The sequence below is a fragment of the Agrobacterium sp. SORGH_AS_0745 genome, assembly GCF_030818995.1.
Lineage (GTDB): Bacteria > Pseudomonadota > Alphaproteobacteria > Rhizobiales > Rhizobiaceae > Agrobacterium > Agrobacterium tumefaciens.
The window spans coordinates 1,024,935-1,037,655 of sequence record NZ_JAUTBI010000003.1 but is presented as its reverse complement, the minus strand read 5'-3'; the positions used below and the strand labels follow the sequence as shown (position 1 = coordinate 1,037,655).

Here is a 12,721-nt window from a genome sequence, read left to right as displayed (position 1 = left end):
AGCGTAATGTAAGCGTCATGGCCATATGGTTCTTCTAGCGCGAAGCCGCAAGGAAACAATAAGGAAACCAGAATTACGATTAAATTCGCATTTCCCTTGCACCTTTCCAGACAAAAACCATATTGGCAGGACACAGCACTCATGCCAAAGACATCAAGATAAACATATAAGCTTCAGTTGCGCGCCAAAGTGGCGCCCAGGAAGTTTTCCGGACCCACTCTTATGCTCGAAAGACTCCGCCAACCCGCGCCAGCGTTTCCGCTGCCCAATGACCAGAACGGCGCTTACGAGCGCGCGCTGAGGCATTCCGCGCGCGTGAAGCGGCTGAAAATCATTCTGCCGCTCGGTGCGGCGATCATCTCGTTTGCCTTCGTCGCCGTTTCGCTCATTCGCACCTGGGCGCCCGAAGAGGTTTCGCTTGAAAGCGCAAAGATCGAAGACGGCAAGATCGTGATGGAAAAGCCGGCCGTTGCGGGCCGCAACGAGAAGGGGATCGACTACTCCATGAACGCAGACCGTGCGTTGCAGGATATCGCCAACCCCAACCTCATGACGCTCGAAAGGGTTCTGGCCGCGGTGCCTGTGAACGACAGCGTGGCCCAGGTGATCGCCAAGGAAGGCATTTTCGACCGGGCCACCAACACGCTGAAGATGACTGCCCCTTTTGACATCAATCTCAGCAATGGCATACAAGCGAAGTTCCAATCTGCGGATGTCGATCTGAAGGCTGGAAAAATGAGCAGCAAAGAGCCGGTTTCGATCAAAACAAACGACGGCGCCATTGTTGCGCAATCGATTGATATCGCGGATAATGGCAAGACTATTACATTTTCGGGGCAGGTACGCGCACGTATCGCTGCATCCAATATCAAGAATGAAGGCAAGTGAGAGCCCGGTCCAGATGATGCAAATTTCCCGTCCCGTTTCCCTTGGCAAATCCGCAGGCGTTACAGCCGCAGCTTTTGCTTTTTCCTGTCTTGCAACCGTGGCTTTCGCTCAGAACACCACCAGCAACATGACAGGCGTCAAGCTCTCCGGCGACCAGCCGATCGCTATCGAAAGCGATCAGCTCGAGATTCGGGACCAGGAGCGCAAGGCCTATTTCACCGGTAACGTGAAAGTTGTGCAGGGCACCACCACCCTTCAGGCCGGCAAGATGACGGTCAATTACAAGGGTGAAGGTTCCTCGCTCACCAGCGGTGACGCCAACATCGAGAAAATCTTCGTCGACAATAACGTCTACCTGACGTCCGAGACGCAGAAGGCCACGGCCGATCACGGCGAATTCGACATGGCGGCGCAGACCTTCATTCTGACCGGCAAGCAGGTTGTGCTGTCCGAGGGCGCGAATGTTTTCACCGGCTGCAAGCTCACTGTTCTGATGAATTCGGGGCAGGCAAAGCTTGAAAGCTGCGGCGGCCCTGTCCGGATCATGCTCGATCCGAAATCGCAGCAGAAGAAACAGTAGTCTCACCTCGTGAAGATAGCCTCGATCTCAAAAATATTTGGCGGTGGGCGCGACCGACCTGTGGACGCTGCGTCGCAGGCCGACAAGGCTCGCTATGACGGCACCCTGATCGCGCATGGTCTGACGAAGACCTATAATACACGGCGCGTCGTCAACGGCGTCTCGCTGGTCGTGCGCCGTGGTGAAGCCGTGGGGCTGCTTGGCCCGAACGGCGCGGGCAAAACCACCTGTTTCTACATGATTACGGGCCTCGTACCCGTCGATAGCGGCAAGATCGCCATCAACGGCAACGACGTCACTACCATGCCGATGTACAGGCGTGCCCGCCTCGGTGTCGGCTACCTGCCACAGGAAGCCTCCATTTTCCGTGGACTGACAGTCGAGGAAAACATCCGCGCCGTGCTGGAAGTGCACGAACCTGACAGCGCCAAGCGCAGCCGCAAGCTCGATGAGTTGCTGGAAGAGTTCCACATTGCGCAGCTGCGCAAATCGCCCGCTGTCGCGCTGTCGGGCGGCGAACGTCGCCGTCTGGAAATCGCCCGTGCTCTGGCGACCGATCCGACCTTCATGCTTCTGGACGAACCTTTTGCCGGCGTCGATCCGATCTCCGTCAGCGACATTCAGAACCTTGTCAGACATTTGACCGCGCGCGGGATCGGCGTTCTCATCACCGACCACAATGTTCGCGAAACGCTCGGCCTCATCGACCGCGCCTATATCATCCATGCCGGTGAGGTTCTGACCCATGGCCGTGCGGACGATATCGTCAACAATCCGGATGTGCGCCGGCTCTATCTCGGCAATAATTTTAGCCTTTAAGCCCCCGGGCGCGAAAGATTCTTCATCGCGCCCCGCAGTGACGCTTGACCAAACATAATAAAAAAGCAATTTTTGGGCCAAGTTTCGTTGCCTGCGCAAAATTTATGAAATTTGTGGCGACGAAGAAGCTGTAAGGGGAGTTTCGCGTCCGCCATGGCATTATCTGCCAGCCTTTTGCTGCGTCAAAACCAGTCTCTCGTGATGACACCGCAACTGATGCAGTCCATCCAGCTGCTTCAGATGACGCATTTCGAACTGACGCAGTTCATCGCGCAGGAGGTGGAGCGCAATCCTTTGCTTGAAATTGCGGCAAACGACGGCGATTTGAGCAACGATACCCCTGCTGATGCGGAGAATTTCGGCGATGCCGACAGCGAAGGGTCCGACAAGTCCGCGCCGGTAACGGCCGACAGCGACGACTGGTACGGCGATCGCGCGGCAAATCTCGGCGAACAGCTCGACACCAGCTTCGAAAATGTCTTTCCTGACGATACCGAACCCAGAAAGCCCGACGCACCCGAACTGGCGGGGCAGTGGAAATCCATGCCCGGGCAGGAGTCAGGCGAGAGTTACGATCTCGACGACTTCGTTGCCGCGAAACAGACCCTCAGCGACCATCTCAATCAGCAATTGCCTCTCGCCATATCCTCTGTGGAAGACAGGATGATCGCCGATGCGCTGATCGGCCAGCTCGACGAGACCGGATATATCGCCGTAGATGCCGTCGAAGACGTCGCTGAACGGCTGGGGACGGCGCCTTCGGCAGTGGAGCGAATTCTGGAGACGCTTCAGGGCTTTGATCCTCCCGGCGTGTTTTCCCGCTCGCTGAGCGAATGTCTGGCGATCCAGCTTGCCCAGAAGGACAGGCTTGATCCGGCAATGCGGGCTTTTATCGACAATCTGGAGCTTCTGGCGAAACGGGATTTCGCTTCTCTAAAAAAACTCTGCGGCGTGGATGAGGAAGACCTTCTCGACATGCTGGCGGAAATCCGCACGCTCAATCCGCGTCCGGGCGCTGGTTACGATTCGACCGTTTCCGAGACAATCGTTCCTGATATCATCATTCGCCCCTCCTCTGCCGGCGGCTGGCTTGTGGAAATCAACCCCGAGACCCTGCCGCGCGTGCTCATCAACCAGACCTATTTCGCAGAGGTTTCAAGGCACAAGTCGCGCGAGGGAGAGGATCAGGATTTCCTTTCCGAATGCATGCAGACGGCCCATTGGCTGACCCGCAGCCTCGACCAGCGCGCTAGAACGATCATGAAGGTGGCGACCGAAATCGTGCGCCAGCAGGACGCCTTTCTCGTCAATGGCGTGGACCACCTGCGCCCGCTGAACCTCAAGACGGTGGCCGACGCCATCAAGATGCACGAATCCACCGTCAGCCGGGTGACGTCGAAAAAATACATGCTGACGCCGCGCGGCCTGTTTGAGCTGAAGTATTTCTTCAGTGTTTCCATCAGCTCGGTGGAAGGCGGTGACAGCCATTCGGCAGAAGCCGTGCGTCATCGCATCAAGGCGATGATCACGCAGGAGGCCGCCGACGCAGTGCTTTCCGACGACGATATCGTCGATAATCTGAAAAAGAGTGGTATCGATCTTGCCCGCCGGACCGTGGCCAAATATCGCGAGGCGATGAACATCCCATCCTCCGTTCAGAGACGGCGCGAGAAGAAGGCCCTGGCCAGACTGTCGGCGTTCTGAGCGGTGGCGCTGGTCACGTTTTCAGGGCTTTCCAGCCGCACCATTGACTCTTGCTACGGCAAGGGCTAGAAGCCCGCCGCACACGTAAGCAAGGTCATTTGTAACGGATTCATCTCCACCGTCCATGGGCGTAAAATTCGAATGGGGGCTTTTAAAGGCCTTCGAAACGCTTGGATGCGCGCGCGGCTTGACGTAAGCTGGTACTCGCAAATCACTACAAAAAGGAAATTTTCCATGAGTGTGCGTGTATCTGGTAAACATATGGAGATCGGCGAATCTTTCCGGCAGCGGATTGAGGACAATATAGGTCTGGCAGTTACCAAATACTTCGATGGGGGGTATTCAGGCCAAGTGACCGTAGAGAAGTCCGGATCGCGTTTTGCAGCCGATTGCAAACTGCATCTCGATACGGGTGTTGTATTGCATGCGGCGGGTCAGGCAAATGATCCGCAAGCGAGTTTCGATGCCGCCGCCGAGCGTATCGAGAAGCGCCTGCGTCGCTACAAACGGAAGCTGAAGGACCATCACCACAATGGTTCCGCGGCGAACGGCGCGATGTCGGAAATCGCCTATACGGTAATGGATGCTGTCCCCGATGAGGACCACGAGGTTCCGGAAGACTACGCACCCACGATCGTTGCGGAAAGTTCGAAACAGATAAAGACGATGTCCGTCGCCAGCGCCGTGATGGCGCTCGACATGACGGACGAACCGGTTCTGCTGTTCCGCAGCCCCGGCAAGGAATATCTCAACATCGTCTACCGACGACATGACGGCAATATTGGCTGGATCGACGCGGAAACGATCAAGAGCTGAACAGTCTGACAAGACATGGGAGGCAGAGCGCGAAAGCGTATCTGCCTCCTGCATCGTCTCGATGGCATGAAGGAAAAAGAGAATGGCGTTGGCAGATTTGCTGCAACAAGATGCGATTATTCCCGCCCTCAAGGTGAATTCCAAAAAGCAATTGCTTCAGGAGCTGGCCGCAAAGGCAGCCAGAATTACCGGAGTATCGGAACGGGAAGTTTTCGACGTCATCCTCCAGCGTGAGAAACTCGGCTCCACCGGTGTGGGGCACGGCATTGCCATTCCGCATGGCAAGCTGAGCAGCATCCATCAGATCACCGGCGTCTTCGCACGTCTTGAAACACCTGTTGATTTCGAGGCGCTGGATGACCAGCCGGTCGATCTGGTTTTCCTGCTGCTCGCACCCGAAGGCGCCGGCGCGGATCATCTGAAGGCGCTGTCGAGAATTGCCCGAGCTTTGCGCGACCCCGAGCTGGTGGCCAAGCTGCGTGCCACCGATTCCGACACGGCAATCTACGCCTTCCTCAATCAGGAGCAGGCGACCGCTGCCTGATCAAAGGCTGCCGACGGTCCTTTCCATGGACAAAAAAACGCGCCCTTGAGGCGCGTTTTTTATTGGAGCATTTCAAACAAAAGCGCGCCCCGCTTTTACATCCGGACGCGCTTTAGATGAGGGAATGCCTCACGCATCCTTCTCGTTGACGGAGGCGGTGCCCGGCTCGGGCGCTGCGGCGGTCTCCACCTTCGGGCCACCCTTTGAGACGCCAACCATGGCGGGGCGCAGCACCCGGTCACCGATGGTGAAACCGGCCTGAACCACCTGCAGCACCGTGTTGTTCGGAACTGCCGTGTTTGGAATTTCGAACATCGCCTGGTGGAAATTCGGATCGAATTTCTGGCCTTCCGCATCGATCTTTTTGACGCCGTGGCGCTCCAGCGTCGAGAGCATCGAGCGCTCCGTCATCTCGACACCTTCGATCAGGCCGTTGAGACCGGCTTCGCCATTGGTCTTGAGTTCGTCCGGAATGGCTTCAAGAGCGCGGCGAAGATTGTCGGAAACGGCAAGCATGTCGCGCGCGAAAGCGGCGAGAGAATAGGCCTTCGCATCCTTGACTTCGCGTTCGGTGCGGCGACGAAGATTGTCCATTTCTGCTGCAAGACGCAGGAACTTGTCGCGCAGATCGGCATTTTCGGCCCTGAGCAGTTCGATCGGATCGGGCTCGGCAGCTTCCGCCGTCTCTTCCCCTGTAAATGCGGGTTCGACAAACTCTTCGGCGACGTCCGCGTCAGGTCCGGGCTTTTTCGTATCGTCGGTCATGACGTTCTCCAGATTTGAATATTGTTGGTTGCGCCCGATATCGAGGTTTGAACGGCAAAAATCAAGGCTTGCGGCGAAAAGCTTGCCGCATTCTCTAACCTTGCGGGCTTGTCCTATCTCTGCTTTCGGGAAAGGCGGGCCATAATTTGTGCGGTGTAGTCCACCATAGGCACGATACGGGCGTAATTTAGCCTCGTGGGACCGATGACGCCGACGGCACCCACAACGCGATTTTCCTCATCCCGATAAGGTGCCACGATCAGTGACGAGCCTGACAGCGAGAAGAGCTTGTTTTCCGAGCCGATGAAAATCCTGACGCCTGAGCCACTTTCTGCAAGGTTGAGGATCTCGATGAGGTTTTCCTTGCGCTCCAGATCGTCGAACAGCAGGCGCACACGATCGATATCTTCCTCACCGGCCAGACCTTCCAGCAGGTTGGAGCGTCCGCGGACGATGAGGCGGCCGAGCTTGCCCTCTTCATTGTCGCCCGCCCATATGGCGAGACCACGTTCAATGAGGTCCTGCGCGAGCGTGCCGAGTTCCGACTGCAATTCGGCACGCTGCGTCTGAAACTGGCCCCGCAGTTCCTGCAGCGTCTGCCCGGAAAGATGGGCATTGATGAAATTCGCCGCCTCTGTCAATTGCGATGACGAAATGCCGACCGGCAATTCGATGATACGGTTTTCGACCTGATTGTGGTCCCCTACCAGCACGGCAAGCGCCTTGGTGGGCTCCAGCCGGATGAATTCAACGTGCTTGAGAATGACGTCGCTCTTGGCCGTCAGCACCAGGCCCGCACCGCGCGACATGCCTGAAAGCATGCGGCTTGCCTCCGTCAGCAACCCTTCCAGCGATTGCTCGTGGCCGGCGACTGGACCGATCTGGCGGTCGATACTGGCTCTCTCATCGGCGGGCAGATCGCCCACCTGCATGAATGCGTCCACGAAGAAGCGCAGCCCCGTCTGGGTGGGCAGGCGACCGGCGCTGATATGCGGCGAATAGATGAGACCCAGTTCCTCGAGATCACTCATGACGTTGCGAACGGAGGCCGGTGAAAGCGACATCGGCAACAGCCGCGACAGGCTGCGCGACCCCAAGGGTTCGCCGGTGTCGAGATAGCCTTCGACGATGCGCCGGAAAATCTCCCGCGACCGTTCATCCAGCAACGATGCCTGATCTTTTGAAAGCGGTGCGGAAAAGCCCATATCATCCGTTCTTTATCGTCAAAACTCTGTCCGTACCAATATAATGCGTTGCACCGCTGCGGCAAAATGGAAATTGGCTTTGCAAAACCCCGGGGCGCGCCTTAGAAGGCAGGAACCAACATGGAGAGTGGATCATATGCGGCCTTCAGGCAGAAAAACCGATCAGATGCGCAAGGTTTCCTTCGAGCGCAATTTCTCGAAACATGCCGAAGGTTCCTGTCTGGTCAAATTTGGTGATACGCATGTGCTCGTCACCGCAAGCCTTGAGGAAAAGACGCCGCCGTGGCTGCGCAACAGCGGCAAGGGCTGGGTCACCGCTGAATACGGCATGCTGCCGCGTTCCACTCATGAGCGGATGAAACGCGAGGCCTCGGCCGGCAAGCAGGGCGGACGCACGCAGGAAATCCAGCGCCTCATCGGCCGCTCGCTGCGTGCAGTGGTCGACCTGCAGGCGCTTGGCGAGCGCCAGATCAGCATCGACTGCGACGTCATTCAGGCCGATGGCGGCACGCGCACGGCTTCCATCACCGGCGCATGGATCGCCCTGCATGATTGCCTGAAGTGGATGGAAACTCGCAACATGATCAAGGTCGAGAAGGTCCTGAAAGACCATATCGCCGCGATCTCCTGCGGCATCTTTGCAAAACAGCCGGTCATCGATCTCGATTATCTCGAGGATTCCTCCGCCGAGACCGATGCGAATTTCGTCATCACCGGCTCCGGCGGCATCGTCGAAGTGCAGGGAACCGCGGAAGGTGCCCCCTTCTCCGAAGAGGAATTCCTGACGCTGCTCGGTCTTGCAAAGGCCGGATGCAGCGAACTGGTGGCCCTTCAGAAGCAGGCAATCGCCTGAGCCGACAGGAAAACGTCATGCGCAAGCTCGATACCAGAACGATCGTTGTCGCCAGCCACAACAAGGGCAAGATCGCCGAAATCGCCGACCTGATCGGGCCTTTCGGCTTTTCAGCCAAATCGGCTGCGGAGCTAAACTTCGTGGAGCCGGACGAGACAGGCACCACCTTTGAGGAAAATGCTGCCATCAAGGCGCTTGCGTCTGCGAAGGCATCCGGCCTGCCGGCTCTGTCTGACGATTCCGGTCTGGTCATCGATGCGCTGGATGGCGCGCCGGGCGTTTACACCGCCAATTGGGCGGAAACGGCTGACGGTACGCGCGACTTCGCCATGGCCATGCAGAAGGTCGAGGATGCGCTTGCCGAACGCGGTGCAACGAAGCCGGAAGACCGCACGGGCCGCTTCGTCAGCGTGCTGTGCCTTGCCTGGCCGGACGGGCATGTCGAATATTTTCGCGGCGAGGTGGAAGGCACGGTGGCGTGGCCACCGCGTGGAACGAGCGGTTTCGGCTATGACCCCATCTTCAAACCGGAAGGTTACGACACCACATTCGGTGAAATGACCGCAGACGAAAAACACGGCTGGAAGCACGGCGATGCGTTTGCGCTCTCCCACCGTGCCCGCGCGTTCAAAAAATTCGTCGAAACCTGTCTGGAGGCATGAACCCGATGACCGGGGAGCACCAACTTTCTGCCCCCGGCGCGTCGCTTCTGCCGGATACGGGCGATCCCGGTTTCGGGATCTATCTGCACTGGCCCTTCTGTGCGGCCAAATGCCCCTATTGCGATTTCAACAGCCATGTCCGCCACCGCCCGGTGGATCAGGAACGGTTCACTGCGGCGTTCCTCAGCGAAATGGCAAAGATGCGGGCGCTCAGCGGTCCGCGTGTCGTTACCAGCATTTTCATGGGCGGCGGCACACCTTCGCTGATGGACCCGCAGACCGTAGGCGCGCTTCTTGATGGCGTTTCGCGCTTCTGGCATGTGCCTGATGGTATCGAGATCACCATGGAGGCCAATCCTTCAAGCGTCGAGGCGGAGCGGTTTCGCGGTTACCGGGCAGCCGGCGTCAATCGCGTCTCGCTCGGCGTCCAGGCGCTGAACGACCGGGACCTGAAGTTCCTTGGCCGTCTGCATGATGTTGCCGATGCGCTTAAAGCCATCCGTCTGGCGCGGGAGATTTTTCCGCGCATGTCCTTCGATCTGATTTACGCCCGCCCGAACCAGACGGTGGCCGAATGGGACGCTGAGCTGAAGGAAGCCGTCTCCTACGCCGTCGACCATCTGTCGCTCTATCAGCTCACTATCGAGGAAGGCACGCCGTTCTACGGGCTGCACAAGGCTGGCAAGCTGATCGTACCGGATGGCGAGCATTCGGCGGTGCTTTATGAAGCGACGCAGGAAATCACCGAGCGTTACGGCATGCCGGCGTACGAGGTTTCCAATCACGCCCGCCCCGGTGCGGAAAGCCGCCATAACCTGACCTATTGGCGTTATGGCGATTATGCCGGTATTGGACCCGGTGCGCATGGACGCCTGACCAATGGCGCCTCCAAGCTCGCCACCGTCACCGAGCGCCATCCCGAAACCTGGCTCGATACCGTCGAGCGTGAAGGCCACGGCATGGTCGATCAGGAGCTTCTCGGCGTCGACGAACAGGCAGACGAATTGCTGCTGATGGGTCTTCGCCTGCGCGAAGGCATTGATCTTGCTCGCTGGAGCGATCTCTCCGGCCGCGAACTCGACCCGGAGAAAGAGGAATTCCTCCTGCAACACGGCTTCGTGGAACGGATCGGCAATTCCCGCCTGCGCTGCACCCCTTCCGGAATGCTTATTCTGGATGCCGTGGTCGCCGATCTCGCCTGCTGACCGGCAGCCTGCCTGGTCCTGAGCCAATCAACAACCGAGAAACCAATAAAAAAGCGGCCCGAAGGCCGCTTTTTTCATGCGTTGTTTTCGTTAATCAGGCGCTTCAGCAGCTCAACCTCGTGGCCGAGCTTGGTGTCACCGGAAATCAGATCCTCGATCTTGCGCACCGCGTGAAGAACCGTGGTGTGGTCGCGACCGCCGAAACGGCGACCGATCTCGGGAAATGAGCGCGGTGTCAGCATCTTGGCCAGATACATTGCGATCTGGCGCGGCTTGACGATGACGCGGGTGCGACGGTTGGAAACCAGCTCCTGCCGCGACACATTATAATGCCTGGCGACGATGCGCTGAATATCCTCGATACGGACGCGCTTGGCCTCCCCACTGCCGACGAGGTGCGACAGCAGCTCATCGACACGGTCAACCGAGAGGTTCGGCTCGAAAGAGCGTCGGAACATCAGCTGGTTGAAGGCGCCTTCAAGCTCGCGTCCGCTCGCTGTCACGCTTTTGGCCACATGGGTCAGTATTTCGTCCGAAATCTCGAAAGACGGATCGTCCTGACGCGCAGAACCCATGCGACGGTTGAGCATTTCGTAGCGCATGTCGTAATCGGGGCCTTCGATCTCGATGGCCATGCCACCCTGAAGGCGCGAACGGACACGCGGATCAAGCGATTCCAGCTCCCACGGCGCGCGGTCAGCGGCCACGACAACCTGCTTGGCGCTGTCGAGCAGCATGTTCAACAGGTGGCAGAATTCGTGCTGGATCATCTTGCCCTGCAGGAACTGCATGTCGTCGATGACGAGAAGGTCGATATTGCGCAGGGTGTCCTTCAGCGTCAGCGCATCATTGTCGCGGATCGCGGTCGCAAAACGCCACATGAAATATTCGGCCGTCAGATAGACCACACGCGGGTTGCGCGGGCTGTCGATGGCGGCATTGGCAATCGCCTGCAGAAGGTGTGTCTTGCCAAGCCCGACACCAGCATGAATGAACAGCGGATTGAAGCGCACAGCACCGGCACCCGCTTCAGCGATCGTCTTTGCCGCCGCAAGCGCGACGCGGTTGGACGAGCCCTCGACAAAAGTGTCAAAGGTGAAACGTGTATCGAGCGGCGAACCGAACAGCGGCCCGGAGCTACCCTGCCGCAGCGTCGCCTGCGCCGCCGCAGGCTGTGCAGAGGGTGCTGTCGCGGGCTGCGACGGAATGAAGGACTTGTTGCGCGCAACAGCGCCCATGTCCTGAACGGGCTGCACCCGTTCCTCGACCTGCGCGGGGCGGGCCGGGCGGCTGGCGGAGCGGACAAGAATTTCCACCTTCAGCACGTCCGGATCCTCGCTTTGGACGAGACTGGTGATCAGATCCATATAACGGTTGTTGATCCAGGACTTCAGAAAGGTCGTCGGAACGGTAAAGCGGACGACGCTTTTCGAAACGGTGTGGAGTTTGAGCCGTGCAAACCAGCTTGCATAGACCTCGGGACCAACCTGTGCCTTCAGCCGCGCGCTAAAACGTTCAAACAGCGCATCGTGCTTCATTGCCGATTTATCCCCTGCCGCTTCTGAGCAAGCTGCATCACGAGCCTGTGGTGCGCGGTCCCCATCGGCCACCGCACCCATCGCCAAATTCAATTGCATATTGCCGCCTTTCAAATTGCCAATCATAGCCTGACGATCAAAAAACGATCGCCAGAGATCCCCCTCGTATTATTTCCCGCCTCCAGCACTCCCCTCGAAAGAGCGTCAAAGACTACTACTTGTTTGCGAGCCGGTTATCCCATTTCCCTCCCCTTCATGGAGAGGCCTGCGACACGCTAAAAACGCTCCTTTCGCTACAACTGTAAGGCGCATTCTTAAGGACAAAAAGCTCCAGCCCGTTCCGAGACCGAAACGGCACAAAAAGCTCAATGACCTGAGAAAACGGACCTCGAAAGGCCCGCCAGCAAGAAGGTGAATATCGTCGATACGATCATCGAGATAATCTGTGGACTGAGATCCGCACCCCTTGTTGAAATGCATTTAGGCAGGATCGTGGGGAGAGATCAATGGCGTTTTTTCTGCAAAAACTCAGATCGACCATTGACTCGCAATGGTCGTTTTGCATCACCGGCAAGGTCCGAAGCAGAATCGCTTATGAATCAATGAGATTCAATTTTGGCATTTTTCGATAGCCCGTTTTGGCAAAAAAATAAAAATCTTCTTGACTCAAAACTGGCTGCGACTTCCGTAGAGAAAGCTTCCCATTTTTCGGGAGACCTCCGGCAATCCATTGTTTTTATTCAGTTTTTCTTGTCGCTCATCTGACACGCGTTTGTCACGTTACGGCAGGAATGATTAACGTAGGGTTAGAATCACAAAAAGCCCGGTCAAAAGACCAGGCTTTTTGAATAGTTAATTGTGATTAGCCGGATTAGGCGGAAAGAGCCTTAACGCGCTGGGCAAGACGCGACACCTTACGGGATGCCGTGTTGCCATGCAGAACGCCACGCGTCGCTGCGCGCTGGATCTCAGGCTGAGCTGCCTTCAGAGCTTCGGTGGCTACTGCCAGATCGCCCGAAGCGATAGCTTCCTCGACCTTGCGGATGAAGCCGCGAACGCGCGAACGGCGAGCCTTGTTGACTGCGGTACGGCGAGCGATCTTGCGGGTCGCCTTTTTCGCCGAAGTTGTATTGGCCATGTAT

The 12,721-nt window shown here is 57.7% G+C and carries 13 protein-coding genes; 9 read left to right on the top strand and 4 right to left on the bottom strand.

Translation table 11 applies throughout. The features are described 5' to 3' along the window. The first annotated feature begins 222 nt into the window (after positions 1-222). The 6 genes from lptC to ptsN all read left to right on the top strand — a co-directional run bounded on the left by lptC (position 223) and on the right by ptsN (position 5,351). Positions 223-888, top strand: coding sequence for an LPS export ABC transporter periplasmic protein LptC (gene lptC, locus QE432_RS14775; RefSeq protein WP_306624772.1), 666 nt, complete (start codon positions 223-225; stop codon positions 886-888). A gap of 13 nt (positions 889-901) precedes the next feature. After that, entirely contained in the window at positions 902-1,468 is a 567-nt protein-coding gene (locus QE432_RS14770; protein WP_003514763.1) for an LptA/OstA family protein, read from the top strand. Between the two features lie 9 nt (positions 1,469-1,477). Continuing rightward, positions 1,478-2,287: an LPS export ABC transporter ATP-binding protein gene (gene lptB / locus QE432_RS14765; RefSeq protein ID WP_003514762.1), complete on the top strand. Its 810-nt coding sequence runs from the start codon at positions 1,478-1,480 to the stop codon at positions 2,285-2,287. A 153-nt stretch (positions 2,288-2,440) separates the two neighbouring features. After that, positions 2,441-3,991: an RNA polymerase factor sigma-54 gene (gene rpoN / locus QE432_RS14760; protein ID WP_306624770.1), complete on the top strand. Its 1,551-nt coding sequence runs from the start codon at positions 2,441-2,443 to the stop codon at positions 3,989-3,991. A 234-nt stretch (positions 3,992-4,225) separates the two neighbouring features. Beyond that, positions 4,226-4,807, top strand: a complete 582-nt coding sequence (gene hpf, locus QE432_RS14755; protein ID WP_003514759.1) for a ribosome hibernation-promoting factor, HPF/YfiA family — start codon at positions 4,226-4,228, stop codon at positions 4,805-4,807. Between the two features lie 82 nt (positions 4,808-4,889). Further along, positions 4,890-5,351 carry a PTS IIA-like nitrogen regulatory protein PtsN gene (ptsN, locus tag QE432_RS14750; protein ID WP_003493488.1) on the top strand — a complete coding sequence of 154 codons (462 nt, stop codon included), beginning with the start codon at positions 4,890-4,892 and terminating at the stop codon, positions 5,349-5,351. Between the two features lie 129 nt (positions 5,352-5,480). Here the strand turns inward: ptsN and grpE are convergent, their stop codons facing one another. Together grpE and hrcA are read right to left on the bottom strand one after the other, a co-directional pair. Continuing rightward, complete coding sequence (gene grpE, locus QE432_RS14745) at positions 5,481-6,116, bottom strand: nucleotide exchange factor GrpE (protein ID WP_003514756.1); 636 nt, start codon at positions 6,114-6,116, stop codon at positions 5,481-5,483. Between the two features lie 113 nt (positions 6,117-6,229). Then, positions 6,230-7,321, bottom strand: a complete 1,092-nt coding sequence (gene hrcA / locus QE432_RS14740; protein ID WP_003514754.1) for a heat-inducible transcriptional repressor HrcA — start codon at positions 7,319-7,321, stop codon at positions 6,230-6,232. 136 nt (positions 7,322-7,457) lie between these two features. Here hrcA and rph point away from each other — a divergent pair, with 136 nt between their 5' ends. From rph to hemW, 3 genes are read left to right on the top strand one after another with little or no spacing between them, the layout of a single operon-like run. After that, the gene (rph, locus tag QE432_RS14735) at positions 7,458-8,174 is read left to right on the top strand and encodes a ribonuclease PH (RefSeq protein ID WP_003514752.1); all 717 of its coding nucleotides are present in this window, start codon (positions 7,458-7,460) and stop codon (positions 8,172-8,174) included. Positions 8,175-8,191: 17 nt separating this feature from the next. After that, positions 8,192-8,836, top strand: coding sequence for an RdgB/HAM1 family non-canonical purine NTP pyrophosphatase (gene rdgB, locus QE432_RS14730; RefSeq protein WP_003514751.1), 645 nt, complete (start codon positions 8,192-8,194; stop codon positions 8,834-8,836). Between the two features lie 5 nt (positions 8,837-8,841). Then, a complete protein-coding gene (gene hemW, locus QE432_RS14725; protein WP_111782946.1) occupies positions 8,842-10,041 on the top strand; it encodes a radical SAM family heme chaperone HemW in 1,200 nt (399 codons plus the stop codon). A 74-nt stretch (positions 10,042-10,115) separates the two neighbouring features. Here the strand turns inward: hemW and dnaA are convergent, their stop codons facing one another. Both dnaA and rpsT read right to left on the bottom strand, forming a co-directional pair. Beyond that, positions 10,116-11,579: a chromosomal replication initiator protein DnaA gene (dnaA, locus tag QE432_RS14720; RefSeq protein WP_003514748.1), complete on the bottom strand. Its 1,464-nt coding sequence runs from the start codon at positions 11,577-11,579 to the stop codon at positions 10,116-10,118. A gap of 871 nt (positions 11,580-12,450) precedes the next feature. Then, positions 12,451-12,717 carry a 30S ribosomal protein S20 gene (gene rpsT, locus QE432_RS14715; RefSeq protein ID WP_003493474.1) on the bottom strand — a complete coding sequence of 89 codons (267 nt, stop codon included), beginning with the start codon at positions 12,715-12,717 and terminating at the stop codon, positions 12,451-12,453. Positions 12,718-12,721: the final 4 nt, after the last annotated feature.

Coding starts and splice junctions, on each gene's coding strand:
- QE432_RS14770 (WP_003514763.1), top strand. CDS start 902: ATGATGCAAATTTCCCGTCCCGTTTCCCTTGGCAAATCCGCAGGCGTT.
- rdgB (WP_003514751.1), top strand. CDS start 8,192: ATGCGCAAGCTCGATACCAGAACGATCGTTGTCGCCAGCCACAACAAG.
- hpf (WP_003514759.1), top strand. CDS start 4,226: ATGAGTGTGCGTGTATCTGGTAAACATATGGAGATCGGCGAATCTTTC.
- hemW (WP_111782946.1), top strand. CDS start 8,842: ATGACCGGGGAGCACCAACTTTCTGCCCCCGGCGCGTCGCTTCTGCCG.
- rph (WP_003514752.1), top strand. CDS start 7,458: ATGCGGCCTTCAGGCAGAAAAACCGATCAGATGCGCAAGGTTTCCTTC.
- rpoN (WP_306624770.1), top strand. CDS start 2,441: ATGGCATTATCTGCCAGCCTTTTGCTGCGTCAAAACCAGTCTCTCGTG.
- lptC (WP_306624772.1), top strand. CDS start 223: ATGCTCGAAAGACTCCGCCAACCCGCGCCAGCGTTTCCGCTGCCCAAT.
- hrcA (WP_003514754.1), bottom strand. CDS start 7,321: ATGGGCTTTTCCGCACCGCTTTCAAAAGATCAGGCATCGTTGCTGGAT.
- ptsN (WP_003493488.1), top strand. CDS start 4,890: ATGGCGTTGGCAGATTTGCTGCAACAAGATGCGATTATTCCCGCCCTC.
- dnaA (WP_003514748.1), bottom strand. CDS start 11,579: ATGAAGCACGATGCGCTGTTTGAACGTTTTAGCGCGCGGCTGAAGGCA.
- rpsT (WP_003493474.1), bottom strand. CDS start 12,717: ATGGCCAATACAACTTCGGCGAAAAAGGCGACCCGCAAGATCGCTCGC.
- grpE (WP_003514756.1), bottom strand. CDS start 6,116: ATGACCGACGATACGAAAAAGCCCGGACCTGACGCGGACGTCGCCGAA.